30 protein-coding genes are annotated in these 24,848 nt (G+C 66.4%); all 30 read right to left on the bottom strand.

The genetic code is table 11. The features are described from left to right. Positions 1 to 369: 369 nt before the first annotated feature. The 30 genes from rplO to rpoB all read right to left on the bottom strand — a co-directional run bounded on the left by rplO (position 370) and on the right by rpoB (position 24,308). Positions 370 to 813 (bottom strand): 50S ribosomal protein L15, encoded by a 444-nt coding sequence (gene rplO / locus B116_RS0112840; RefSeq protein WP_027660312.1) that lies wholly within the window; start codon positions 811 to 813, stop codon positions 370 to 372. Beyond that, positions 813 to 995: a 50S ribosomal protein L30 gene (gene rpmD / locus B116_RS0112835; RefSeq protein ID WP_018217049.1), complete on the bottom strand. Its 183-nt coding sequence runs from the start codon at positions 993 to 995 to the stop codon at positions 813 to 815. The genes rplO and rpmD overlap by 1 nt, the downstream gene beginning before the upstream one ends. Beyond that, positions 995 to 1,609, bottom strand: a complete 615-nt coding sequence (gene rpsE, locus B116_RS0112830; protein WP_018217050.1) for a 30S ribosomal protein S5 — start codon at positions 1,607 to 1,609, stop codon at positions 995 to 997. The genes rpmD and rpsE overlap by 1 nt, the downstream gene beginning before the upstream one ends. A gap of 34 nt (positions 1,610 to 1,643) precedes the next feature. Continuing rightward, complete coding sequence (gene rplR, locus B116_RS0112825) at positions 1,644 to 2,033, bottom strand: 50S ribosomal protein L18 (protein ID WP_018720667.1); 390 nt, start codon at positions 2,031 to 2,033, stop codon at positions 1,644 to 1,646. Beyond that, positions 2,030 to 2,572 (bottom strand): 50S ribosomal protein L6, encoded by a 543-nt coding sequence (gene rplF, locus B116_RS0112820; protein WP_018720668.1) that lies wholly within the window; start codon positions 2,570 to 2,572, stop codon positions 2,030 to 2,032. The genes rplR and rplF overlap by 4 nt, the downstream gene beginning before the upstream one ends. A gap of 16 nt (positions 2,573 to 2,588) precedes the next feature. Next, positions 2,589 to 2,996 (bottom strand): 30S ribosomal protein S8, encoded by a 408-nt coding sequence (rpsH, locus tag B116_RS0112815; protein WP_018217053.1) that lies wholly within the window; start codon positions 2,994 to 2,996, stop codon positions 2,589 to 2,591. A gap of 92 nt (positions 2,997 to 3,088) precedes the next feature. Beyond that, positions 3,089 to 3,274, bottom strand: coding sequence for a type Z 30S ribosomal protein S14 (locus B116_RS0112810; RefSeq protein WP_007073023.1), 186 nt, complete (start codon positions 3,272 to 3,274; stop codon positions 3,089 to 3,091). Between the two features lies 1 nt (position 3,275). Next, a complete protein-coding gene (gene rplE, locus B116_RS0112805) occupies positions 3,276 to 3,845 on the bottom strand; it encodes a 50S ribosomal protein L5 (protein ID WP_018222587.1) in 570 nt (189 codons plus the stop codon). After that, positions 3,845 to 4,189: a 50S ribosomal protein L24 gene (rplX, locus tag B116_RS0112800; protein WP_018720669.1), complete on the bottom strand. Its 345-nt coding sequence runs from the start codon at positions 4,187 to 4,189 to the stop codon at positions 3,845 to 3,847. The genes rplE and rplX overlap by 1 nt, the downstream gene beginning before the upstream one ends. Further along, positions 4,186 to 4,554, bottom strand: a complete 369-nt coding sequence (rplN, locus tag B116_RS0112795; RefSeq protein WP_007073026.1) for a 50S ribosomal protein L14 — start codon at positions 4,552 to 4,554, stop codon at positions 4,186 to 4,188. The genes rplX and rplN overlap by 4 nt, the downstream gene beginning before the upstream one ends. A gap of 98 nt (positions 4,555 to 4,652) precedes the next feature. Further along, positions 4,653 to 4,928, bottom strand: coding sequence for a 30S ribosomal protein S17 (rpsQ, locus tag B116_RS0112790; RefSeq protein ID WP_012015117.1), 276 nt, complete (start codon positions 4,926 to 4,928; stop codon positions 4,653 to 4,655). Further along, positions 4,925 to 5,161, bottom strand: coding sequence for a 50S ribosomal protein L29 (gene rpmC, locus B116_RS0112785; protein WP_012015118.1), 237 nt, complete (start codon positions 5,159 to 5,161; stop codon positions 4,925 to 4,927). Before rpmC ends, rpsQ begins: the two co-directional genes overlap by 4 nt. Beyond that, on the bottom strand, positions 5,161 to 5,586 hold the full coding sequence (gene rplP, locus B116_RS0112780) for a 50S ribosomal protein L16 (protein ID WP_007465292.1): 426 nt from the start codon (positions 5,584 to 5,586) through the stop codon (positions 5,161 to 5,163). The genes rpmC and rplP overlap by 1 nt, the downstream gene beginning before the upstream one ends. A 3-nt stretch (positions 5,587 to 5,589) precedes the next feature. Then, positions 5,590 to 6,456 carry a 30S ribosomal protein S3 gene (gene rpsC / locus B116_RS0112775; protein ID WP_012015119.1) on the bottom strand — a complete coding sequence of 289 codons (867 nt, stop codon included), beginning with the start codon at positions 6,454 to 6,456 and terminating at the stop codon, positions 5,590 to 5,592. Further along, positions 6,456 to 6,914: a 50S ribosomal protein L22 gene (rplV, locus tag B116_RS0112770; RefSeq protein WP_018720670.1), complete on the bottom strand. Its 459-nt coding sequence runs from the start codon at positions 6,912 to 6,914 to the stop codon at positions 6,456 to 6,458. Before rplV ends, rpsC begins: the two co-directional genes overlap by 1 nt. Positions 6,915 to 6,954: 40 nt before the next feature. Further along, complete coding sequence (gene rpsS, locus B116_RS0112765; protein WP_012015121.1) at positions 6,955 to 7,236, bottom strand: 30S ribosomal protein S19; 282 nt, start codon at positions 7,234 to 7,236, stop codon at positions 6,955 to 6,957. Positions 7,237 to 7,248: 12 nt separating this feature from the next. Next, on the bottom strand, positions 7,249 to 8,088 hold the full coding sequence (rplB, locus tag B116_RS0112760) for a 50S ribosomal protein L2 (protein ID WP_018720671.1): 840 nt from the start codon (positions 8,086 to 8,088) through the stop codon (positions 7,249 to 7,251). A gap of 12 nt (positions 8,089 to 8,100) precedes the next feature. Next, positions 8,101 to 8,403, bottom strand: a complete 303-nt coding sequence (gene rplW, locus B116_RS0112755) for a 50S ribosomal protein L23 (RefSeq protein WP_012015123.1) — start codon at positions 8,401 to 8,403, stop codon at positions 8,101 to 8,103. After that, on the bottom strand, positions 8,400 to 9,050 hold the full coding sequence (gene rplD / locus B116_RS0112750; protein ID WP_018720672.1) for a 50S ribosomal protein L4: 651 nt from the start codon (positions 9,048 to 9,050) through the stop codon (positions 8,400 to 8,402). The genes rplW and rplD overlap by 4 nt, the downstream gene beginning before the upstream one ends. Next, positions 9,047 to 9,706: a 50S ribosomal protein L3 gene (rplC, locus tag B116_RS0112745; protein ID WP_027660311.1), complete on the bottom strand. Its 660-nt coding sequence runs from the start codon at positions 9,704 to 9,706 to the stop codon at positions 9,047 to 9,049. The genes rplD and rplC overlap by 4 nt, the downstream gene beginning before the upstream one ends. A gap of 11 nt (positions 9,707 to 9,717) precedes the next feature. Next, the gene (gene rpsJ / locus B116_RS0112740; RefSeq protein ID WP_007073037.1) at positions 9,718 to 10,026 is read right to left on the bottom strand and encodes a 30S ribosomal protein S10; all 309 of its coding nucleotides are present in this window, start codon (positions 10,024 to 10,026) and stop codon (positions 9,718 to 9,720) included. A gap of 348 nt (positions 10,027 to 10,374) precedes the next feature. Continuing rightward, positions 10,375 to 11,568 carry an elongation factor Tu gene (tuf, locus tag B116_RS0112735; RefSeq protein ID WP_027660310.1) on the bottom strand — a complete coding sequence of 398 codons (1,194 nt, stop codon included), beginning with the start codon at positions 11,566 to 11,568 and terminating at the stop codon, positions 10,375 to 10,377. 223 nt (positions 11,569 to 11,791) lie between these two features. Further along, positions 11,792 to 13,888 carry an elongation factor G gene (gene fusA / locus B116_RS0112730; RefSeq protein ID WP_018720675.1) on the bottom strand — a complete coding sequence of 699 codons (2,097 nt, stop codon included), beginning with the start codon at positions 13,886 to 13,888 and terminating at the stop codon, positions 11,792 to 11,794. A gap of 74 nt (positions 13,889 to 13,962) precedes the next feature. Further along, on the bottom strand, positions 13,963 to 14,433 hold the full coding sequence (gene rpsG, locus B116_RS0112725; RefSeq protein WP_012015128.1) for a 30S ribosomal protein S7: 471 nt from the start codon (positions 14,431 to 14,433) through the stop codon (positions 13,963 to 13,965). 1 nt (position 14,434) lies between these two features. Next, on the bottom strand, positions 14,435 to 14,809 hold the full coding sequence (rpsL, locus tag B116_RS0112720) for a 30S ribosomal protein S12 (protein WP_007465318.1): 375 nt from the start codon (positions 14,807 to 14,809) through the stop codon (positions 14,435 to 14,437). 480 nt (positions 14,810 to 15,289) lie between these two features. Further along, positions 15,290 to 15,661, bottom strand: coding sequence for a hypothetical protein (locus B116_RS0112715; protein WP_027660309.1), 372 nt, complete (start codon positions 15,659 to 15,661; stop codon positions 15,290 to 15,292). Between the two features lie 348 nt (positions 15,662 to 16,009). Beyond that, positions 16,010 to 16,381: a hypothetical protein gene (locus B116_RS0112710; RefSeq protein ID WP_018720677.1), complete on the bottom strand. Its 372-nt coding sequence runs from the start codon at positions 16,379 to 16,381 to the stop codon at positions 16,010 to 16,012. A gap of 7 nt (positions 16,382 to 16,388) precedes the next feature. Further along, the gene (locus tag B116_RS0112705; RefSeq protein WP_018720678.1) at positions 16,389 to 16,745 is read right to left on the bottom strand and encodes a VOC family protein; all 357 of its coding nucleotides are present in this window, start codon (positions 16,743 to 16,745) and stop codon (positions 16,389 to 16,391) included. A gap of 118 nt (positions 16,746 to 16,863) precedes the next feature. Next, positions 16,864 to 20,757, bottom strand: a complete 3,894-nt coding sequence (locus tag B116_RS0112700) for a DNA-directed RNA polymerase subunit beta' (RefSeq protein ID WP_018720679.1) — start codon at positions 20,755 to 20,757, stop codon at positions 16,864 to 16,866. Positions 20,758 to 20,876: 119 nt separating this feature from the next. Next, on the bottom strand, positions 20,877 to 24,308 hold the full coding sequence (gene rpoB, locus B116_RS0112695; protein WP_018720680.1) for a DNA-directed RNA polymerase subunit beta: 3,432 nt from the start codon (positions 24,306 to 24,308) through the stop codon (positions 20,877 to 20,879). Positions 24,309 to 24,848 lie beyond the last annotated feature (540 nt).

Genomic DNA, 24,848 nt, shown 5'->3' with positions numbered 1-24,848 from the left:
CGAATACTCTCGGGTAGCTACGCGGCTAAACCTGGAAACAAGGTTAACGCTGCCGCCTAGCCAATTCGAGGAAAAAACCCACCGCAATCAACACGGCCAGGCTTCAAAAGCTACCGCAGCCACAGCAAAGCTGGCCGCCCCAAACTACGTTCCCACCCGTTCGAGAAGCAAAACCGAACGCCGGACGCAGGATCTGTAGAACCAAGCACTGTACGACTCTCCGGCTGTTCAAACAGCCAGGTGAACCACACCGCAACCGATTCGGGATGCTTCATGTCCCCGACAACGAAGCCCAGGCCACATAGCGGCGGCCAACGAGTTGCGGCGTGGGCATGATCGGCTTCCCGATCTGCCCACGCCGCAGAACTCTTACAGCTCGGTGATCGAACCACCGGCAGCGGTGATCTTCTCCTTGGCCGACGCGCTGAACGCCTGTGCCGAGACCTGGAGGGTCACGCCACCGAGGTCACCGGTGCCGAGAATCTTCACCGGCTGACCCTTGCGGACCGCACCGACATCGACCAGCTCGGCCGGGCCAACCTGGCCGCCGTTCGGGAACAGCTCGGCGAGCCGCTCCAGGTTGACGACCTGGAACGTCACCTTGAACTTGTTCTTGAAGCCCTTCATCTTCGGCAACCGCATGTGGATAGGCATCTGCCCACCCTCGAACGCCGCCGAGATGTTCTTCCGGGCCTTGGACCCCTTGGTACCGCGACCGGCGGTCTTGCCCTTGGAGCCCTCACCACGACCCACACGGGTCTTGGCCATCTTGGCACCCGGCGCCGGACGCAGGTGGTGGACCTTGATCGTCATTACTCGACCTCCTCGACCTTCACGAGGTGGTTGACCGTGAAGATCATGCCGCGAATCTCCGGACGGTCCTCCTTGACCACCACGTCATTGATCCGCTTGAGCCCGAGCGAACGCAGCGAGTTTCGCTGATTCTGCTTGGTCCCAATCTCGGACCGGACCTGGGTGACCTTCAGGCGAGCCATCAGGACGCCACCTCCGCCCGCGATGCCAGCATGGCCGCCGGCGCAACGTCCTCCACCGGCAGGCCTCGCCGGGAGGCGACGGCCTCGGGGGACTCAAGCCCCTTCAGCGCCGCCAGCGTGGCGTGCACGATATTGATCGGGTTGGACGACCCGAGGCTCTTCGAGAGCACATCGTGAATACCGGCGCACTCCAGTACGGCCCGGACCGGGCCGCCGGCGATAACACCGGTACCGGCCGAAGCCGGCTTCAGCAGCACGACGCCAGCGGCGTCCTCGCCCTGCACCGGGTGCGGGATGGACTGACCAATCCGCGGCACCTTGAAGAAGTGCTTCTTGGCCTCCTCGACACCCTTGGCGATCGCCGCGGGCACCTCCTTGGCCTTTCCGTAGCCCACACCGACGGTGCCGTCGCCGTCGCCCACGATCACCAGGGCGGTGAAGCTGAAGCGACGACCACCCTTCACGACCTTTGCGACGCGGTTGATTGCGACGACCCGCTCGAGGTGCGGGGTCTTCTCGACGGGCGCGTTTCCGCGGCCGCCCTCACGGCGGTTGTCGCGGCGACCACCCTCGTTGCCACCGGACCCGCCGCCACGGCGCTGTTGACCTGGCATCAGCAGCCTTCCTTCTCTCTCGTGACGGGGTTTGTCAGAACTCGAGCCCGGCTTCGCGGGCGGCGTCGGCAAGCGCGGCGACCCGCCCCGCATACCGGTTGCCACCGCGGTCGAAGACGACCTTCGCGATACCAGCGGCCTTCGCCCGCTCGGCGAGCAGGACGCCGACCTTGCCGGCCAAGGCACTCTTGTCGCCCTCGGTGCCCCGCAGCGAGGCATCCAGGGTCGAGGCCGACACCAGGGTGTGCCCCTTGGTGTCGTCCACGATCTGGGCGACGATGTGCCGCAGCGAACGGGTGACCACCAGGCGGGGACGCGCGGGCGTCCCACTGACCTGCCGGCGGACCCGGAAGTGCCGGCGCGCCCGCCCGACGGCGCGCTTGGCGGCGACGCCGCGGCGACGCTTGAGCAGCGTGGCGCTCACTTCTTACCTGCCTTTCCGGCCTTACGGCGGATCACTTCACCCTGGTACTTCACGCCCTTGCCCTTGTAGGGCTCCGGCGGACGGATCTTCCGGATGTTCGCGGCGACCTCACCGACCAACTGCTTGTTGATGCCGGCCACGTGGAACAGCGTCGGCTTCTCCACCGAGAAGGTGATGCCTTCCGGCGCCACCACGGTGACCGGGTGCGAGAACCCGAGCGCAAACTCGAGGTCCTTGCCCTTCGCGGTCACCCGGTAACCGGTGCCCGCGATCTCCAGACTCTTCCGGTAGCCCTCGGTCACACCGACGATCATGTTGGCGACCAGGGTACGGCTCAGTCCGTGCAGCTCCTTGGCCTTGCGCTCGTCATTCGGGCGAGCCACGTTCAGCTGCCCGTCCTCCGCCCGCTCGATCGTGATCGGCTCGGCGACGGTGTGCGAGAGCTCGCCCTTGGGGCCCTTGACCGTAACGGTCTGGCCGGCGATCGTGACGTCAACGCCGGCTGGCACCGGGATCGACTTACGTCCAATACGCGACATTTCTACCTGTCTCCCGTTACCAGACGAAGGCGAGGACTTCCCCGCCAACGCTCCGCTTGCGGGCCTGCCGATCAGTGAGCAGCCCCTGGGACGTCGAAATGATCGCCACGCCAAGCCCGCCGAGCACCCGTGGGAGCTCACCCGACTTGGCGTACACCCGCAGGCCGGGCTTGGACACACGCTTGATGCCGGCCAGGCTCCGCTCGCGGTTCTGGCCGTACTTCAGCTCGACGACCAGTCGCTTGCCGACGGCGCTCTCCTCGGGCTCCTCGACCAACCAGGTGCTGATGTACCCCTCGGACTTGAGGACCTCGGCGATATTCGCCTTGATCTTCGAGTAGGGCATCGTCACCCGGTCGTGGTACGCCTGGTTGGCGTTACGCAGACGCGTGAGCATGTCTGCGATCGGGTCGGTCATCGTCATTAAACTCGTCAACCTTTCTCGCCGGGGTTCCCGCGGATCCCGGGCCTACGGCGAAGAGACAGTGCAGCTGACGCGCGGAGCGCGCCGGGCTATTACCAGGAAGCCTTGGACACGCCGGGCAGCTCACCGCGGTGGGCCATCTCCCGGATGCAGACCCGGCAGAGACCGAACTTGCGGTAGACCGCCTTCGGACGCCCGCACCGCTGGCAGCGGGTGTACGCGCGAACCGAGAACTTCGGCTTCGCGGCCGCCTTGAGGATCAGCGCCTTCTTGGCCATCTCAGTTCTCCTTGAACGGGAAGCCCAGGAACTTGAGCAGCGCCCGGCCCTCATCGTCGGTCGTGGCGGTGGTGACCACCGTGATGTCCATGCCCCGCTGGCGATCGATCTTGTCCTGGTCGATCTCGTGGAACACCGACTGCTCGGTCAGACCGAACGTGTAGTTGCCGTTCCCGTCGAGCTTGCGCCCGTCGAGACCGCGGAAGTCGCGGATACGCGGCAGCGCGATGGAGAGCAGCCGGTCCAGAAACTCCCACATCCGGTCGCCGCGCAGAGTGACCTTCGCGCCGATCGGCATGCCCTCCCGCAGCTTGAACTGCGCGATGGACTTGGTGGCCCGCCTAACCTGGGGCTTCTGGCCGGTGATGGTGGCCAGATCGCGGACCGCGCCGTCAATCAGCTTGGCGTCCCGAGCGGCCTCGCCGACACCCATGTTGACAACGATCTTGACCAGGCGCGGCACCTGCATCGGGTTGCCGTACTTGTACTGCTCCCGCAGCTGGCCCACGATCTCGTTACGGTACCGCTCCTTGAGGCGCGGCATGGTCTTGGTTTCGGTAGCCGTGGTCATCACAGGTCCTTACCGGTGCTACGCGACAGTTCCTTACCGGTTCTACGCGCGATGCGGACCTTCTGGCCATTGTCGTCGATCCGGTAGCCGACCCGGGTCGGCTTGCCGTCGGAGTCCAAGACCATCACGTTCGAAACGTGGATCGGAGCCTCCTGGGTGACGATGCCACCGGTCTTCGCGCCACGCTGGGTGGTGCTGATGCGGGTGTGCTTCTTGACCCGGTTCACGCCCTCGACCAGGACCTTGTCCTGCCGCGGGTAGGCCGCGATGACCTTACCCTTGGCACCCTTGTCCTTGCCGGCGATGACGACGACCGTGTCGCCCTTCTTGACCTTCACGGTCACAACACCTCCGGCGCGAGAGAAATAATCTTCATGAACCGCTTGTCCCGCAGCTCCCGGCCAACCGGGCCGAAGATACGGGTGCCACGCGGGTCCCCACCGTCCTTGATGATGACGGCGGCGTTCTCGTCGAAGCGGATGTACGAGCCGTCCGGTCGCCGCTTCTCCTTGGCGGTACGGACGACGACCGCCTTGACGACATCGCCCTTCTTGACACCGGCACCCGGGATCGCGTCCTTGACGGTGGCCACGATGACGTCGCCGATGCTCGCGTAGCGCCGACCGGAGCCGCCGAGCACCCGGATGCACAGGATCTCCCGGGCACCCGTGTTGTCGGCGACGCGCAGTCGCGACTCCTGCTGAATCACGTCTATCTCCTATGTCTGCCGGTTCTCCGGCCGCACCACGGCGGCCGGAGCCTGGCGGAACCTGCGCCCGACCGGAACCGGCCGAGCTCGAGCCTTCGCTACTTGGCCTTCTCGAGGATCTCCACGAGCCGCCACCGCTTGGTGGCAGACAACGGCCGGGTCTCCATGATCAGGACCCGGTCGCCGATGCCGGCCGAGTTCTGCTCGTCGTGGACCTTCAGCTTGCTGGTACGGCGCATGATCTTGCCGTACAGCCCGTGCTTGACGCGGTCCTCGACCTCGACGACAACGGTCTTGTCCATCTTGTCGCTGACCACGAGGCCCTCACGCACCTTCCGGCGGGCCCGCGTGGTCGCGGTGGTGTTCTCGCTCATCCTGCAGTCACCTCAGTCGGCGCGGCCGAGAGCCCCAGCTCGCGTTCACGCATGATCGTGTAGATCCGGGCGATCTCCCGACGAATGACCTGCAGCCGCCGGTTGTTGTCCAGCTGCCCGGTTGCGGCCTGCACGCGGAGGTTGAACAGCTCCGCCTTAGCCTCGCGCAGCTTCGTGACCAACTCCTCCTCGGAGAGCTCACGCAGCTCGGCGGCCTTAACGCCCGCTGCCATCAGGATTCACCCACTTCGCGTGTAACAATCCGGCACTTCATCGGGAGCTTGTGAATCGCGCGACGCATCGCCTCACGCGCGATCTGCTCGTTGGGGAAGGACATCTCGAAGAGAACCCGCCCCGGCTTCACGTTCGCGACCCACCACTCGGGGGAGCCCTTACCGGAACCCATCCGGGTCTCCGCCGGCTTCTTGGTGAGCGCCTGGTCCGGGAAAATGGTGATCCAGACCTTGCCACCACGCTTGATGTGCCGGGTCATCGCGATACGCGCCGACTCAATCTGGCGGTTGGTCACGTAGGCCGGCTCGAGAGCCTGGATCCCGAACTCGCCGAACACCACCCGGTTACCGCCCTTGGACGCGCCACTGCGGTCCGGGTGGTGCGGCTTGCGGAAGCCCTTCGGGGGCTTGCGCGGCATCAGCATCTGTCAGCCCTCCTGCTGCGTTTCTGCCGGCTGGGTGGCGGCCGACGCGACCGCGCCAGCATCCACCGACTCGCCGCTCGGCGTCTCGGCCGCCTGCGCGATGGTGGTCGCGGCGGCTCGGCCGGCCTCGGTGCCACCAGCGGTGGTACCGGAGGAACCAGACCTACCCCGACGCGGACGCTCCGAGCGGTCGCCACGCTCCCGCCGCGGACGCGACGGAGCCTCGGCTGGGGTCTCCCGGCCCGGCACCGCGTCGCCCTTGTAGATCCAAACCTTCACACCGATGCGGCCGAAGGTGGTCCGGGCCTCAAAGAAGCCGTACTCGATGTTGGCCCGCAGCGTGTGCAGCGGGACCCGGCCCTCGCGGTAGAACTCGGTCCGGCTCATCTCGGCACCACCGAGCCGCCCCGAGACCTGCACCCGGATGCCCTTGCAGACCGGGTTCTTCATCGCCGACTGCATGGCCTTGCGCATCGCCCGACGGAAGCTGACCCGGCTGGACAGCTGCTCGGCCACGCCCTGCGCGACGAGCTGCGCGTCCGACTCGGGGCTCTTCACCTCGATGATGTTGAGCTGGACCTGCTTGCCGGTCAGCTTCTCGAGCTTGCCGCGGATCCGGTCGGCCTCGGCACCCTTACGGCCGATAACGATGCCCGGCCGGGCGGTGTGGATGTCGACACGGACCCGATCCCGGGTGCGCTCGATGTCGACCTTGGAGATTCCCGCGCGCTCCAGGCCCTTGGACATCATCCGCCGGATCTTGACATCCTCGCCGACGTAGTCCTTGTAGAGCTTGTCCGCGAACCAGCGCGACTTCCAGTCGGTCGAGATGCCGAGCCGGAACCCGTGCGGGTGAACCTTCTGACCCATTACTCGGCACCCTCCGTCTTGCTCTCGGTCGCAGCTGGCGTGGTCTCCTCCGCCGGGGCCACCTTCTTCGCCGCCGCCTTCTTCGGCGCAGCCGGCGCGACCGCCTCAACCACCACCGTGATGTGACAGGTGCGCTTCCGGATCCGGTACGCCCGGCCCTGGGCGCGCGGCTGGAACCGCTTCATCGTCGGGCCCTCGTCCACGTACGCCTCGCTGACGAGCAGCGCGTCGGGGTCCAGCCGCTCGTTGTTCTCCGCGTTGGCGATCGCGCTCGCGAGTACCTTGTACACCTGCTCGCTCGCGGCCTGTGGCGCGAACTGCAGCACCGTGAGCGCCTCCTTCGCGGGCAGGCCGCGGACGAGGTTGACCACCCGGCGCGCCTTCATCGGCGAGATGCGCACGTACCGCGCAACCGCCCGCGCGCCCGGAAGCACCGGAGCGTCGCCCTTTCCTGGCATCGCTGTAACCCCTTGTTCCTCTATCCGTATGCCCGCGGCGTCAGCGCCGACGGCTCTTCCGGTCGTCCTTCTCGTGACCCTTGAACGTGCGGGTCAGCGCGAACTCGCCGAGCTTGTGCCCGACCATCGCCTCGGTCACGAATACCGGGACGTGCTTGCGTCCGTCGTGCACAGCGATCGTGTGACCCAGCATCTCCGGGATGATCGTCGAGCGCCGCGACCAGGTCTTAATGACGTTCTTGGTGCCCTTGTCGTTCTGCGTCTCCACCTTCTTGAGCAGGTGGTCGTCGATGAACGGGCCCTTCTTCAGGCTGCGAGGCATCTCTTATCTCCCTCAGCCGCGCTTACGCGTGGCGTAGCGACGGCGGACGATCAGCCGGTCACTCGGCTGGCCCTTACGGCGGGTACGGCCCTCGGGCTTACCCTGCGGGTTGACCGGGTGACGGCCACCAGAGGTCTTACCCTCACCACCACCGTGCGGGTGGTCGACCGGGTTCATGGCCACACCACGGACGGTCGGGCGCTTGCCCTTCCACCGCATCCGGCCGGCCTTACCCCAGTTGATGTTTGACTGGTCGGCGTTGCCGATCTCACCAATGCTGGCCCGGCAGCGCACGTCAACACGGCGGATTTCACCGGAAGGCATACGCAGGGTCGCGTAGGCGCCTTCCCGGCCGAGCAGTTGGATCCCGGTCCCCGCGGAGCGGGCCAGCTTGGCCCCGCCACCTGGACGCAGCTCCACGTTGTGGATGGTCATACCGACCGGGATGTTCCGCAGCGGCAGGTTGTTGCCGGGCTTAATGTCGGCGCCCGGACCCGACTCGACGGTGTCGCCCTGCTTCAGGTCCTTCGGCGCGAGGATGTACCGCTTCTCGCCGTCCAGGAAGTGCAGCAGCGCAATCCGCGCGGTGCGGTTCGGGTCGTACTCGATGTGCGCGACCTTCGCCGGCACGCCGTCCTTGTCGACCCGCTTGAAGTCGATGATTCGGTACTGGCGCTTGTGGCCGCCACCCTGGTGCCGGGCAGTGATCCGGCCGTGGGCGTTACGCCCACCCTTCTTCGGCAGCGGGGCCAGCAGCGACTTCTCCGGCGTGGACCGGGTGATCTCGGCGAAGTCGGCAACGCTCGAGCCACGCCGGCCCGGCGTCGTCGGCTTGTACTTACGGATAGCCATTGTCTACACCCCTCAGCTGACCGGGCCGCCGAAGGCCTCGATGCGGTCACCGTCAGCCAGCTTCACCATCGCCCGCTTGGTGTCCTTACGCTTGCCGAACCCGGTCCGGGTCCGCTTGCGCTTGCCCACGCGGTTGAGCGTGTTGACCGTCAGAACGCGGACGTTGAAGATCTGCTCAATGGCGATCTTGATCGCGGTCTTGTTCGCGTCCGGGTGCACCAGGAACGTGTACCAGTTACGGTTCAGCTCGCTGTAGCTCTTCTCCGAGACGACCGGCGCGATGATGATGTCGCGCGGGTCGGCGATCGTGCTCACTTGCCACCCTCCTCGGTGGTCTCAGCGGGAACGCCCAGGAACTCCTCCAGGGCCTCCTTGGTGAAGACCACGTCGTCGGCCAGCAGCACGTCATACGTGTTGAGCTGGCCGGACTCGATCAGGTGCACCCGCGGCTCGTTGCGCAGCGACACCCAGTTCAGCTCGTCGGTGCTGCTCAGCACCACCAGCACCCGGCGTGCGTCGGTCAGCTTCGCCAAGGTGGTCAGGGCCGCCTTCGTCGACGGCTTCTCGCCGGCGACGAACGCCTCGACAACGTGCACCTTGTCGGCGCGGGCCCGGTCCGAGAGGGCACCGCGCAGCGCGGCGGCCTTCATCTTCTTCGGGGTCCGCTGGCTGTAGTCGCGCGGCACCGGGCCGTGCACCACGCCGCCACCGGCGAACTGCGGGGCGCGGATCGAACCCTGGCGGGCCCGGCCGGTGCCCTTCTGCTTGTAGGGCTTCTTGCCGCCGCCGGCGACCTCGCCCCGGGTCTTGGTCTTGTGCGTGCCCTGTCGAGCCGCCGCGAGCTGAGCCACCACAACCTGGTGCATCAGCGCGATGTTGGCCTGCGCGTCGAAGATGTCGGCGGGCAACTCGACGGAGCCGGCCTTGGTACCTTCAACGGTGCGGACATCAACGGTGGTCACTTGGCTGCCCCACCCTTCTTCGCCTTGGCCGCAGTGCGAACCAGGACCAGCGCGCCCTTGGGGCCAGGAATGGCACCCCGAACGAGCAGGAGATTGTTCTCGGTGTCAACCGCCTGGACGGTGAGGTTCTGGACGGTGTAGCGCACACCACCCATCCGGCCGGCCATCCGGGTGCCCTTGAAGACGCGCCCCGGAGTGGCGCAGCCGCCGATCGAGCCCGGCGAACGGTGCTTACGCTCCACACCGTGGCTGGCGCGTAGACCGTGGAAGCCGTGCCGCTTCATCGGGCCGGCGTAGCCCTTGCCCTTGGTCTTTCCGGTCACGTCGACCGAGATCCCGGCCGGGAACTCCTCGACCGTGACCTCCTGGCCGAGCGAGTACTCGGCGGCGTCGGTCGTGCGCAGCTCGACGATGTGCCGGCGCGGCGCGACATCGGCCTTTGCGTAGTGGCCGCTCATCGGCTTCTTGACCTTGCGCGGGTCGATGGCGCCGTACGCCAACTGGACCGCCCCGTAGCCGTCCTTCTCCTGGCTACGGACCTGGCTGACGACACACGGGCCGGCCTGCACCACAGTCACCGGGACAACACGGTTGTTGTCCCAGACCTGGGTCATGCCGAGCTTCGCGCCCAGGATCCCCTTGACTTGCCTGTCCATTTGTCCGATCCCTACAGCTTGATCTCGATGTCGACGCCAGCCGGCAGGTCGAGGCGCATGAGCGAGTCGACCGTCTTCGGGGTCGGGTCGATGATGTCGATCAGCCGCTTGTGCGTGCGCATCTCGAAGTGCTCGCGCGAGTCCTTGTACTTGTGCGGCGAGCGGATAACGCAGAAACGGTTGATCTCCGTGGGCAGCGGCACCGGGCCTGCGACCTGCGCCCCGGTGCGCGTCACCGTCTCGACGATCTTCCGAGCCGAGGAGTCGACGACCTCGTGGTCATAGGCCTTGAGCCGGATGCGGATCTTCTGTCCCGCCATAGTGGCTTCTGTTCCTTCTCTCGATGCCGCTGTGTTGCGGACGCCTGCGCCGAGTGGCGCCGGGCCCGCTTCGCCGACCCCCGCGGTCGGGCGTGTCGCGCCCTCGGTTCAGAATCCGCCCCGGAATCCAGAGCGATCCTGCCGCGGTGGGTCATCACGTCGATCGCACTACGGCGACCTAGACGCCGCGCGAGGGTGGTCAGCGAGCGAATCGCCGACCACCCCGCGCCCGACTGGTTCCTCCGCCCGGAGGTTCGGCACGGCCGAACGCGAACGGGCGAACCGTCGTTACGCAACCTGACTAGTATGCCGCACGAGCAGCGGCACACCTAATCGGGGTTACCTAGCTCACTGAATGATCTTGGTGACGCGGCCCGCGCCAACCGTGCGGCCACCCTCGCGGATCGCGAACTTGAGGTTGTCCTCCATCGCGACGGGCTGGATGAGCTTCACGGTCATCGTGGTGTTGTCACCCGGCATGACCATCTCGGTACCCTCAGGGAGGGTAACAACGCCGGTAACGTCCGTGGTCCGGAAGTAGAACTGCGGACGGTAGTTCTGGAAGAACGGCGTGTGGCGGCCGCCCTCCTCCTTGGAGAGGATGTAGACCGTTGCCTCGAACTCGGTGTGCGGGGTGGCAGTGCCCGGCTTGATGACGACCATGCCGCGCTCGACGTCCTCGCGCTTCACACCACGCAACAGCAGGCCGACGTTCTCACCCGCGCGAGCCTCGTCCAGCAGCTTGCGGAACATCTCGATACCGGTGCAGGTGGTCTTCGTCGACTTCTCACGGATGCCGACGAGCTCCACCTCCTCGTTCGGCTTCAGCACGCCACGCTCGGCGCGACCGGTGACGACCGTGCCCCGACCGGTGATCGTGAAGACGTCCTCGATCGGCATCAGGAACGGCTTCTCGGTCTCGCGGTCCGGCTGCGGGATCGAGGTGTCGACCGCGGTCATCAGCTCCATGAGCTTGCCGGCCCACTCCGGGTCGCCCTCGAGGGCCTTCAGCGCGGACACCCGCACGACCGGGAGGTCGTCGCCCGGGTACTCCTGCGAGGAGAGCAGCTCACGGACCTCGAGCTCAACGAGCTCAAGGAGTTCCTCGTCGTCAACCATGTCGCTCTTGTTGAGCGCCACGACGATGTACGGCACGCCGACCTGGCGGGCCAGCAGCACGTGCTCGCGGGTCTGCGGCATCGGACCGTCGGTCGCCGCGACCACGAGGATCGCGCCGTCCATCTGGGCCGCACCGGTGATCATGTTCTTGATGTAGTCGGCGTGCCCGGGGCAGTCGACGTGCGCGTAGTGCCGCGCCTCGGTCTGGTACTCGACGTGCGCGATCGAGATCGTGATGCCGCGGGCCTTCTCCTCCGGCGCCTTGTCGATCTCGTCGAACGGCATGTACGGGTTCAGGTCCGGGTACTGGTCGTGCAGGACCTTGGTGATGGCCGCCGTCAGCGTCGTCTTACCGTGGTCGATGTGACCAATGGTGCCGATGTTGACGTGCGGCTTAGTCCGCTCGAACTTCGCCTTCGCCACTGGTGTCCTCCTGTGGACTTTCTTGGTTCGTTCGCCCCGGTGCGCCGGTCGGCGCTTAGGACTCTGTCGACAGCCTTTCCGGCCTGACGGCCGGGAAGCCATATTGTGGGCTCTGCGGCGATGAAGCCTACAGGCCCGGAATCATGCCCTCCGACCGAGGTGGTCGCGGGCGGGAAACCCTCCCGCGACCCGCCCCGGCTCATCGACCGAGCTCAGACGAGTGTCACTCGCCGGTCGCCTTGGCGATGATCTCCTTCGCCACCGAGGCCGGGACCTCGGCGTAGGAGTCGAACTGCATGCTGTAGCTAGCCCGGCCCTGGGTCTTCGACCGCAGGTCGCCGACGTAGCCGAACATCTCCGACAACGGCACCAGGGCACGGACGACGCGGGCGCCGCCGCGATCCTCCATCGCCTGGATTATGCCGCGACGGGAGTTGATATCACCGACGACATCACCCATGTTCTCCTCTGGAGTGGTGACCTCAACGGCCATCATCGGCTCGAGCAGTGCCGGATCGGCCTTGCGGGCCGCGTCCTTCAGCACCATCGAACCGGCGATCTTGAACGCCATCTCAGACGAGTCGACCTCGTGGTACTGACCGTCCACCAGCGTCAGCTTCACGCCGACCAGCGGGAAGCCAGCCAGAATGCCGTACTGCATGGCGTCCTGCGCACCCGCGTCCACCGAGGGGATGAACTCCCGAGGGATGCGACCGCCAGTGACGGCGTTGGCGAACTCGTAGGTCGGAGCGTCGTTGTCCAGGGGCAACGGCTCCAGGCTGATGATCACGCGGGCGTACTGGCCGGAACCACCAGTCTGCTTCTTGTGGGTGTACTCGACCTTCTCCACCTTGCGACGGATGGTCTCGCGGTACGCCACCTGGGGCTTGCCGATGTTCGCCTCGACGTTGAACTCGCGGCGCATCCGGTCCACCAGGATGTCCAGGTGCAGCTCGCCCATGCCGGAGATGACCGTCTGCCCGGTCTCGTCGTCCAGCTTGACGCGGAAGGTCGGGTCCTCCTCGGCCAGCCGCTGGATGGCGGTGCTGAGCTTCTCCTGGTCGGCCTTGGTCTTCGGCTCGATGGCCACCTCGATGACCGGCTCCGGGAAGGTCATCGACTCGAGGATGACCGGATTCGCCGGGTCGCAGAGGGTGTCACCGGTGGTGGTCTGCTTCAGACCCTGAACCGCGATGATGTCGCCAGCCTTGGCGGAGCCGCGCTCCTCCCGCTTGTTGGCGTGCATCTGGTAGATCTTGCCGATCCGCTCCTTGCGGTCCTTGGTGGAGTTGACCACCTGCGAACCGGTCTCGACCACGCCGGAGTAGACCCGGACGTAGGTGAGCTTCCCAAGGTGCTTGTCGGTCTGGATCTTGAATGCGAGACCGGAGAAGGGCTCCGAGGTGGACGGCTTCCGCAGCAGCGGGGTCTCGCCGTCGGTCGCGGTGCCCTCGATCGCCGGGACATCCAGCGGCGACGGCAGGAAGTCGACCACGGCGTCGAGCATCGGCTGGACGCCCTTGTTCTTGAAGGCGGAGCCGCAGAGGACCGGGTTGGCCTTACCGGCGATGGTCGCCCGGCGGATGGCTGCCTTGATCTCCTCGACGGAGAACTCCTCGCCCTCCAGGTACTTCTCCATCACCGCGTCGTCGACGTCGGCCAGCGTCTCCATCAGCTTCTCGCGCCACTCGGTGGCAACGTCGGCCAACTCAGCCGGGATCTCCTCGACCGCGTAGTCCTCACCCTTCTGGGTTTCCCCACGCCAGGTGAGGGCACGCATGCCGATCAGGTCAACGACACCGATGTGCTCCGCCTCGAGCCCAATCGGGACCTGGAGCACCAACGGGGTGGCGTTGAGCCGGTCAACCATCATCTGGACGCAGCGGAAGAAGTCCGCACCGGTCCGGTCGAGCTTGTTGACGAAGCACATCCGCGGGACGTTGTACTTGTCGGCCTGACGCCAGACGTTCTCCGTCTGTGGCTCCACGCCGGCGACTCCGTCGTAGACCGCGACCGCACCATCCAGAACGCGCAGCGACCGCTCGACCTCGACCGTGAAGTCGACGTGGCCGGGCGTATCGATGATCTGAATCGTGTGGCCCTTCCACTCGCACTTCGTGGCGGCGGAAGTGATCGTGATACCGCGCTCCTGCTCCTGCGCCATCCAGTCCATGACGGCAGCGCCCTCATGAACCTCACCGATCTTGTAGGTAATACCGGTGTAGAACAGGATTCGCTCGGTAGTAGTGGTCTTACCGGCATCGATGTGCGCCATGATGCCGATGTTGCGTACGTTGGCGAGCGCGTCTGCGGCGGCCACTTCAATCCCTACTTATCGTCGTCTCGACACAACTGGTGTGGTTCCGGCGCCGAGACGGCGCCGGAACCTGGGTGTTACCAGCGGTAGTGCGCGAAGGCCTTGTTGGACTCGGCCATCTTGTGGGTGTCCTCGCGCCGCTTGACGGCGGCACCGAGACCGTTGCTCGCGTCCAGCAGCTCATTCATCAGCCGCTCGACCATGGTCTTCTCGCGCCGGGCGCGGGCGTAGGTGACCAGCCAGCGCAGGCCCAGGGTGGTGGCCCGGGCCGGACGAACCTCGACCGGCACCTGGTAGGTGGCGCCACCAACCCGGCGGCTGCGCACCTCGAGCGTCGGCTTGACGTTGTCCATCGCCCGCTTGAGGGTGACCACCGGGTCAGTGCCGGACTTCTCCCGGCAGCCCTCGAGCGCCGCGTAGACCAGAGTCTCGGCGAGCTGGCGCTTGCCGCGCAGCAGGATCTTGTTTACGAGCTGGGTGACCAGCGGCGAGTTGTACACCGGGTCAGCGACCAGCGGCCGCCGCGGAGCGGGTCCCTTACGCGGCATGTCAGCTCTTCTCCTTCTTCGCGCCGTAGCGGCTACGCGCCTGCTTGCGGTTGCGGACACCCTGGGTGTCCAGCGAGCCACGTACGATCTTGTACCGCACACCGGGGAGGTCCTTCACCCGGCCACCGCGGACGAGCACGATCGAGTGCTCCTGCAGGTTATGACCGACGCCCGGAATGTAGGCGGTCACCTCGATCTGGCTGCTGAGCTTGACGCGAGCGACCTTACGCAGCGCCGAGTTCGGCTTCTTCGGGGTGGTGGTGTACACGCGGGTGCACACGCCCCGCCGCTGCGGGGACCCCTTCAGGGCAGGGGTTTTCGTCTTGGTCGTCTTGGCCTGACGGCCCTTTCGGACCAGCTGCTGAATGGTGGGCACCGGGTTTCTCCGCTCCCTTCGGCCGCCAGGGGCGACCGCGCCGTCTGCTTCTAGCCGGCCGGATGGACGGCTCTCCTACATTTCAACCAGGGCCACCTGCCGGGGTCCCAGCACCCGCGGTCGGGCGTGTCGCCGACTCGCGATTTTCCGGTCGTCGTTCATGGGCGAAAACCGGGTTTGGTCACCGGCGCGAGGTAGGCCGGATCTCTGGCTGTCGTCGCACGCCGTGAGAACACCCGTTAACCGAGATCACTGCGCACACACGAACTGCCCAGGCATGCCTGGGCACAAGGGGAAAGAGTACCTACCACAGCCGCGCTGGTCAAAACGGGGCGGCCGGCGGGTCACCCACCGGTCGAATCCGTTCATCCTGCGCACCCGTGCTGGGCACCTACCGAGTCGAGTGTACCGGCTGCACCCGGCGACATTCCCACGGCCCTCGGTTCCCAACACCCGGACAATCGGCCACAAAACCGGTGGTCAGGACAACCCCACGAGCAACGCCAACCCAAGCCCGCCCAGGTTGAGCAGCAGCCCGGCACCACCACAGCTCACTCCGGCCCAGGCCAGTCCCCGCCCGGCAAACCGGACCGCTGGCGGCGGCATCGGCCGACGAATCTGCCGCAGCCCGAACAGACCGGCACCAACCGCACCCGCCCCGGTGAGAGCGCCCAGCACGGTAAAGGCTCCCGCAGCCCACGCGCCGTCCCCATCCGCCCCTACCAGGCCGACACAGACCACCAGCAACGAGACCAGAACCGAGACAATCCCCGCAACCAGGGACCCCACCGCGAGACCGGAGGTGACCGCCGGCACGTCGAGGTGTACGACTCCAAACGGCGTCCCCGGCACCGGATGAATCCGGCTCGGCTGCGCCAACGCCTCCCGCGGCGGAGGCGGAGGCACCACCGGCAGGGAACCCCAACCCGGGGTTGAAGTCGGTGGCGTACCCGCCGGGCCGGATGGCGCTGGTGGCCGGACCCATGGGTCCGGCATCGGCGCCCCGTGCCCCGGCGGACGGCTCTCGCCCTCCGCTGCCCCCCGCGCACCGCCGGGTGCCATCGGGTCGGTGCCCTGCGGGCGTGCCGGATCGGTCACAGGTCCTCCAAGTCGGCAGTCGACGTCCCAGCGCCGAACATCGGTCAGGCTACCGCTGCGTGACCAGCGGGCGATGCCCGACTTGGTCAATGCTCCCGACGGTCAGTCCACGTTCGGGGCGAAGTCGTGGCTGTAGGGGGCCTCCGCCAGCCGGATAACACCGATCACCACCACGACAGTCACCACAACCATGGTCAGCACCAGGCCGGTCCAGGCCAGTCGCTCCCCTCGCCGCAGCCACGCCGCTCCGGTGAGAAACCCCCCAGACAGGTACGCCTCACGACGCGCCTGCCGCGCCAACACGAGGGCCACGGTGGCCGCCACTGCTCCCCCGACGAACAGGCCGGTCAGCGCCCCGAACAGCCCGAGCGCGAAGACCGCCCGTGCCTTGGTCGACCGAACCGGATCCGGGTCCTGCGGATGCCGGGGCAGTCCCAGCAGGGCGGGCGGGACGGGCCCGGAAGCGGTGCTCATACCCCCATCATGGACCCCGATAGGAACAGACCTCGAGCCGGTTACCCAACGGATCACGAAACCAGAACCAAGTCACTGGCTGGTCAGGGGCCTGATTCAGCTCCCCGACCTCGGCCCCACGCTCGAGCAGCCATCGACGGGCGGCGGCGGCATCGGGGGCATAGAAGTTGAAACCGGACCACTCGCCCCCCTCCGGATTGAGCAGGGTCACCGGCGGGCCCTCAGGGGCCTGGAGCACCACGATATGCGAGGTGCGAAAGAGCTCGGGCCAGCCCAGCGTCTCCTGATACCACCCAGCTACGGCATGTGGATCCTCAACCTTGATGAAGACGGTGTCTACCTTGCGCAGCGGACTGTCGGACATGCCGGGGATGGTAGCGGCTGGCACCGACACCGCTGAATACGCGATATGCCGGCGGCCGAAGCCGACCAGGATACGACGCGGCCCCCGGCATCGCCGGGGGCCGCGTCGATCGTCGTGGCTAGCGGTACGACCCGAAGTCGAAGTCGTCCAGCGGGACCGCCTGGCCGCTGGCCGGCCCGAAGCCGTAATCGGTCTCCGGGTAGCCAGTCATTGAGTAGACCTTGGCCTTCGCCTCCTCGGTCGGCTCGACCCGGACGTTGCGGTACTTGCTGATGCCAGTACCAGCCGGGATGAGCTTACCGATGATCACGTTCTCCTTGAGACCGATCAACGAGTCGCTGCGAGCGTGGATCGCCGCGTCCGTCAGCACCCGGGTGGTCTCCTGGAAGGAGGCCGCCGAGAGCCAGGAGTCGGTGGCCAAGGATGCCTTGGTGATACCCATCAGCACCGGACGGCCAGCGGCAGGCTCGCCGCCCTCGGAGACGAGCCGGCGGTTCTCCGACTCGAACAGCGCCCGATCCACGAGCACGCCTGGCAGGAACTCGGTCGAGCCAGAGTCGATGACCGTCACCCGCTTGAGCATCTGCCGGATGATGATTTCGATGTGCTTGTCGTGGATGAGCACACCCTGCGAGCGGTAGACCTCCTGGACCTCCTGGGTCAGGTGGACCTGGACCGCACGCGGACCCAGGATGCGGAGCAGCTCGTGCGGGTCGATCGTACCCACGGTGAGCTTCTCGCCAACCTCGACGTGGTCGCCGTCGTTGGCCAGCAGCCGGACTCGCTTCGAGATCTTGTCGTAGGCGATCTCGTCACTGCCGTCGTCCGGCACCACAATGATCTTCCGGGACCGCTCGCCATCCTCGATCCGGACCCGACCAGGGGTGTCCGCGATCGGGGCCTTGCCCTTCGGGATACGAGCCTCGAAGATCTCCTGGACCCGGGGCAGACCCTGGGTGATGTCCTCCCCAGCGACACCGCCGGTGTGGAAGGTACGCATCGTCAGCTGCGTACCGGGCTCACCGATCGACTGGGCGGCGATGATGCCGACCGCCTCGCCGACATCCACGGTCTTGCCAGTCGGGAGCGAACGGCCGTAGCAGGCCCCGCAGACACCCAGCTTGGACTCACAGGTGAGCACGCTGCGGACTCGGACGGACTCCACCCCGGCGGCGACGATCTTGTCCACCAGAATCGAGTTGATGTCCGCGCCCCGCTTGGCGACGACGGTGCCGTCCGGCCCCTTGATGTCGTCAGCCAACGTACGGGCGTGCACGCTGGTCTCCGCGTGCTCGTGCACGACCAGCGAACCGGCCTCCCCGGCGTGCTGGCCCACCTGCATCGGAATGGCCCGGTCGGTGCCGCAGTCCTCCTCGCGGATGATCACATCCTGCGAGACGTCCACCAGACGACGGGTCAGGTAGCCCGAGTCGGCGGTACGCAGGGCGGTGTCCGCCAGACCCTTACGGGCACCATGCGTGGAGATGAAGTACTCCAGTACCGACAGGCCCTCACGGTAGGAGGCCTTGATCGGACGCGGGATGATCTCACCCTTCGGGTTGGCCACCAAACCACGGATCGCGGCGATCTGTCGGAGCTGAAGCAGGTTACCGCGGGCCCCCGAGTTGATCATCTTCCAGAGCGGGTTCTCCTGTGGTAGCGCGGTGTCCATCTCCTTGGCGACCTCGTTGGTCGCCTTGGTCCAGATCTCGATGAGCTCACCGCGACGTTCCTCGGCGGTCATCAGACCACGCTGGTACTGCTTGTCGATCCGGTCGGCTTCCTTCTCGTACCGACCAAGGATCTCCCGCTTACGCGGCGGCGCGAGGACATCCTCCATGCCGATGGTCACGCCGGACCAAGTGGCCCAGTGGAAGCCGGCCTCCTTGAGACCATCCAGAGTGGCCGCAAGGGCGACCTTCGGGAAACGCTCGGCGAGGTCGTTGACGATCGCGGAGAGCTGGCCCTTGCGGATTTCGTAGTTCACGAACCGGTAGCCCGGCGGCAGGGTCTCGTTGAACAGAACCCGACCCAGCGTCGTCTCCACCGTGATCGGGTCGCCCTCGACCCAGCCCTCCGGCGCAGTCCACGGCTCGGCACCGGGGCCACTCTCGACCCCGACGAGACCCCGCAGGCGGATCTTCACCGGCGCCTGCAGGTGCAGTTCACCGTTGTCGAACGCCATCCGGGCCTCGGCGTCCGAGCTGAACGCCCGGCCTTCGCCCCGCTCACCCGGGGTGAGGTGGGTGAGGTGGTAGAGACCAATGATCATGTCCTGGGTGGGCATGGTCACCGGCTTGCCGTCAGCCGGCTTGAGGATGTTGTTGGACGAGAGCATCAGGATCCGCGCCTCGGCCTGAGCCTCGGCCGACAGCGGTACGTGGACCGCCATCTGGTCACCGTCGAAGTCAGCGTTGAACGCGGTGCAGACCAGCGGGTGGATCTGGATCGCCTTGCCCTCGACCAGCTGCGGCTCGAACGCCTGGATACCCAGTCGGTGCAGAGTGGGCGCACGGTTGAGCAGCACCGGGTGCTCGCCGATGACCTCCTCGAGCACATCCCAGACGACCGGCCGCTGCCGCTCGACCATCCGCTTGGCGGACTTGATGTTCTGTGCGTGGTTGAGGTCGACCAGCCGCTTCATCACGAACGGCTTGAACAGCTCCAACGCCATCTGCTTGGGCAGGCCGCACTGGTGCAGCTTGAGCTTCGGACCGACCACGATGACCGACCGGCCCGAGTAGTCGACCCGCTTACCGAGCAGGTTCTGCCGGAACCGGCCCTGCTTGCCCTTGAGCATGTCGGACAACGACTTGAGCGGACGGTTACCCGGACCGGTGACCGGTCGACCGCGACGGCCGTTGTCGAACAACGCGTCAACGGCCTCCTGGAGCATCCGCTTCTCGTTGTTGACGATGATCTCGGGAGCGCCGAGATCAATCAGCCGCTTGAGGCGGTTGTTCCGGTTGATCACCCGGCGGTAGAGGTCGTTCAGGTCCGAGGTGGCGAAGCGGCCACCGTCGAGCTGCACCATCGGGCGCAGGTCCGGCGGGATGACCGGGACGCAGTCCAGCACCATGCCGAGCGGCGAGTTGCTGGTGTTCAGGAACGCGGCGACCACCTTGAGTCGCTTGAGCGCCCGGATCTTCCGCTGCCCCTTACCGGTGCGGATGGTCTCCCGCAGGCTCTGGGCCTCGGTGTCGAGGTCCATATTCTGGACCAGGGCCTTGATCGCCTCGGCCCCCATCCCGCCGGTGAAGTACTCGCCGAACCGGTCACGCAGTTCCCGGTAGAGCAACTCGTCGGTGACCAGCTGCTTCGGCTCCAGCTTGCGGAAGGTGTCCAGCACCTCGTCCAGGCGGTCGATCTCACGCTGGGCCCGGTCGCGGATCTGGCGCATCTCGCGCTCTCCGCCCTCCTTGACCTTGCGCCGGACGTCCGCCTTGGCGCCCTCGGCCTCCAGCTCGGCGAGGTCGGCTTCGAGCTTGCCCGCCCGCTTCTCGATCTCCGAGTCCCGGCTGTTCTCGGACTGCCGCTTCTCGGCGAGAATCTCGTTCTCGATCGTGGCGAGATCCCGGTGACGCGCATCGGCGTCCACGCTCGTCACCACGTACGAGGCGAAGTAGATGATCTTCTCGAGGTCCTTGGGAGCAAGATCCAGCAGGTAGCCCAGCCGGCTCGGCACGCCCTTGAAGTACCAGATGTGGGTCACCGAGGCAGCGAGCTCGATGTGCCCCATCCGTTCCCGGCGGACCTTGGACCGAGTCACCTCAACGCCACAGCGCTCACAGATAATGCCCTTGAAGCGGACCCGCTTGTACTTGCCGCAGTAGCACTCCCAGTCCCGCTGAGGACCGAAGATCTTCTCGCAGAAAAGCCCGTCCTTCTCCGGCTTGAGAGTGCGGTAGTTGATCGTCTCCGGCTTCTTGACCTCGCCGTGGGACCACTGCCGGATGTCGTCGGCGGTGGCGAGGCCGATGCGCAGCTCGTCGAAGAAGTTGACGTCGAGCACGTTATATCCCTCGTGTCGTGTCTGATCTCTAGCTAGCTCTCGGCGGGGTTGCGGGCCAGCCGGCGCACTTCCGGATCAGGCCGGAAGTGCGGGCCGAGCCAGCCCGCAACCCTCGCCACTCACACCTCTTCGACCGAGCTCGGCTCGCGCCGGGACAGGTCGATGCCCAGCTCCTCCGCGGCCCGGAACACCTCGTCGTCGGTCTCCCGCATCTCCAGGGCCACACCGTCGCTGGAGAGCACCTCGACATTGAGGCAGAGCGACTGAAGCTCCTTGAGTAGCACCTTGAACGACTCCGGAATGCCCGGCTCCGGGATGTTCTCGCCCTTGACGATCGCCTCGTAGACCTTCACCCGGCCGAGGACGTCGTCGGACTTGATCGTCAGCAGCTCCTGCAGGGCGTACGCGGCACCGTACGCCTGCATCGCCCAACACTCCATCTCACCGAAGCGCTGGCCACCGAACTGCGCCTTACCACCCAGCGGCTGCTGCGTGATCATCGAGTACGGACCGGTCGACCGTGCGTGGATCTTGTCATCGACCAGGTGGTTGAGCTTCAGGATGTAGATGTAGCCGACCGCGATCGGGTCCGGCAGCGGTTCACCGGAGCGGCCGTCAAAGAGCTGAGCCTTACCCGACGAACCGATCAGCTGCTTGCCATCCCGGTTGGCCCGGGTTGACGCGAGCAGACCGGAGATCTCCTCTTCGCGGGCACCGTCGAAGACCGGGGTGGCCACGTTGCTGTCCGGCTCGGACTCGTCGGCGCTGATCGCCTGGAGCTGCCGCTTCCATTCGGCGTCATCGCCCTCGACCTTCCACCCGGTCTTGGCCACCCAGCCGAGGTGCGTCTCCAGCACCTGGCCGATGTTCATCCGGGATGGCACACCGAGCGGGTTCAGCACGATGTCGACCGGGGTCCCGTCCTCGAGGAACGGCATGTCCTCCACCGGCAGGATCTTGGAGATGACACCCTTGTTGCCGTGCCGGCCGGCGAGCTTGTCGCCGTCCTGAATCTTCCGCTTCTGCGCGACGTAGACCCGGACCAGCTCATTGACGCCGGGCGGCAGCTCGTCGCCGTCCTCGCGGGAGAAGGTACGCACCCCGATGACCGTGCCGGTCTCGCCGTGCGGCACCTTCAGCGAGGTGTCCCGGACCTCACGCGCCTTCTCACCGAAGATCGCGCGGAGCAGCCGCTCCTCCGGGGTCAGCTCAGTCTCGCCCTTGGGCGTGACCTTACCGACCAGAACATCGCCGGGAACAACCTCGGCGCCGATCCGGATGATGCCCCGCTCGTCGAGGTCGGCGAGCATCTCCTCGCTGACGTTCGGGATGTCACGGGTGATCTCTTCCGGGCCAAGCTTGGTGTCCCGGGCGTCAACCTCGTGCTCCTCAATGTGAATCGAGGTCAACACGTCCTGCTGCACGAGGCGCTGCGACAGGATGATCGCGTCCTCGTAGTTGTGGCCCTCCCAGGTCATGAACGCCACGAGCAGATTGCGCCCGAGCGCCATCTCGCCGTCGTCGGTACACGGACCGTCGGCGATGACCTGACCGGCCTCGACCCGGTCACCCTCGAATACGACCGGCTTCTGGTTGACGCAGGAGCCGGCGTTGGAGCGACGGAACTTGTGCAGCAGGTAGGTGCGGCGGTGACCGTCGTCCTGGTGCACGGTGATGTAGTCGGCGCAGAGGTCCTCGACGACACCGCCGAACTCGGCGACCACCACGTCACCGGCGTCCACCGCGGCCCGGTACTCCATGCCGGTACCGACCAGCGGCGCCTCAGCCTTGACCAGCGGCACCGCCTGACGCTGCATGTTCGCGCCCATCAGTGCGCGGTTGGCGTCGTCGTGCTCGAGGAACGGGATCATCGCGGTCGCGACCGAGGTCATCTGCCGCGGCGACACGTCCATGTAGTCCACGGCCGCCGGAGGAACGTCCTCGGTCTCGCCGCCCTTACGACGGACCAGGACGCGGTCCTCGGCGAACGAGCCATCCGCCCGCAGCGGCGCGTTGGCCTGCGCCTTGACGAAGCGGTCCTCCTCGTCCGCGGTCAGGTAGTCGATCTGGTCGGTGACCCGACCGTCAACGACCTTCCGGTACGGCGTCTCGATGAAGCCGAACGGATTGACCCGGGCAAAGGTGGACAGCGCGCCGATCAGACCGATGTTCGGGCCTTCCGGCGTCTCGATCGGGCACATCCGGCCGTAGTGCGACGGGTGCACGTCGCGGACCTCGAATCCGGCCCGCTCCCGGGACAGACCACCGGGGCCAAGAGCACTCAGCCGACGCCGGTGGGTGAGGCCCGCCAGCGGGTTGGTCTGATCCATGAACTGGGACAGCTGCGACGTGCCGAAGAACTCCTTGATCGCCGCCACCACCGGGCGGATGTTGATCAGAGTCTGCGGCGTGATCGCCTCGACGTCCTGCGTGGTCATCCGCTCCCGAACGACCCGCTCCATCCGGGACAGGCCGACCCGAACCTGGTTCTGGATCAACTCGCCCACGGTACGGAGCCGACGGTTACCGAAGTGATCGATGTCGTCGGCCTCGTAGCCCTCCTCCCCGGCGTGCAGCCGGCAGAGGTACTCGACGGTGGCCACGATGTCGTCCTGGGTGAGCACCCCGGTGTCGATCGACAGATCCAGTTCGAGCTTCTTGTTGAACTTGTACCGGCCGACCTTGGCGACGTCATACCGCTTCGGGTTAAAGAAGAGGTTGTCGAGCAGGGTCTGCGCGTTCTCCCGGGTCGGCGGCTCACCCGGACGCAGCTTGCGGTAGATGTCCAGCAGAGCCTCGTCCTGGCTGGCGATGTGGTCCTTCTCGAGCGTGGTCATCATCAGCTCGGACCAGCCGAACCGCTCGCGGATCTGCTCCGCCGTCCAACCGATAGCCTTGAGTAGCACGGTGACGGCCTGCCGGCGCTTACGGTCGATCCGAACCCCGACGGTTTCGCGCTTGTCGATGTCGAACTCCAGCCAGGCACCCCGGCTCGGGATGACCTTCACGCTGGAGAGGTCGCGGTCGGAGGTCTTGTCCGGCTGCTTATCGAAGTAGACACCCGGCGACCGGACAAGTTGGCTGACGACGACGCGCTCGGTACCGTTGATGATGAAGGTGCCCTTCGGCGTCATCATCGGGAAGTCACCCATGAACACCGTCTGGCTCTTGATCTCGCCGGTGGTGTTGTTGGTGAACTCCGCGGTCACGAAGAGCGGGGCGCAGTAGGTGAGATCCTTCTCCTTGCACTCCTCGATCGAGGCCTTGACCTCGTCGAAGCGTGGAGCCGAGAAGGAGAGTGACATTGTGCCGGAGAAGTCCTCAATGGGACTGATCTCGTCGAGAATCTCCGCGAGACCCGAGCGCGCGTGCGGATCGTCCGCCGACCGGCCCTGCCACGCCTCATTGCCGACCAGCCAGTCAAAAGACTCGGTCTGAATGGCAAGGAGGTTGGGGACCTCGAGGTGTTCGGTAATCCGACCGAAAGAAACTCGGCGGGGAGCGAAAGCGCTCGACGTACGACTGGTCTTCGCAGGGCGGGAAGCTGCCAAGATGCGTCCTTCCGAGGACCGGTGCTGCAGAACGGCTGGTACGCGCGCACTCCAATAACCCCACCAGAAATATCCACAAACGGACATTTCCGAGCAGGGGTAAATTCGGAAGGCAGCGCAAACTAGCAGTGTAGCCGAGAGGCTGGCCGCTGTCCAGCCAACCCCGCAGGTCATCGCGGAGCGTGCCTCGGGGACCTCATGCCGGGCCGCTCAGAACGCGACGCTCCCACCGGGCCACTTGCGACCATCGGGCGATCACCTCGCCGATGCCCACCCAAGTGGCGGCCGTTGCAAGCGCGGAAGGTTTTGCTGGTTTCAGCGTGCCTGCCGGGCCGGGCCGCGTCAAGGGCCGGCTACCGCCCGCTGCGACCCGCCCCGTCCAGTCGGCGCCGAAGCCGCCGGCACAAGCGCGTGGGCAGCACAGACACCCCGGCTCGGCAGCGACGGCCCGCGCCACCAACACGGGCGGGCGGCGATCCGCTAACCGGATCACCGCCCGTCGTGCCGCAGTGTGCCCCGGCTCACGTGCACCGGGACACC

It is taken from the genome of Salinispora fenicalii (assembly GCF_000514815.1).
Lineage (GTDB): Bacteria > Actinomycetota > Actinomycetes > Mycobacteriales > Micromonosporaceae > Micromonospora > Micromonospora fenicalii.
The sequence above is the reverse complement of the archived record's forward strand: the minus strand, read 5'-3'. Positions and strand labels throughout refer to the sequence as shown.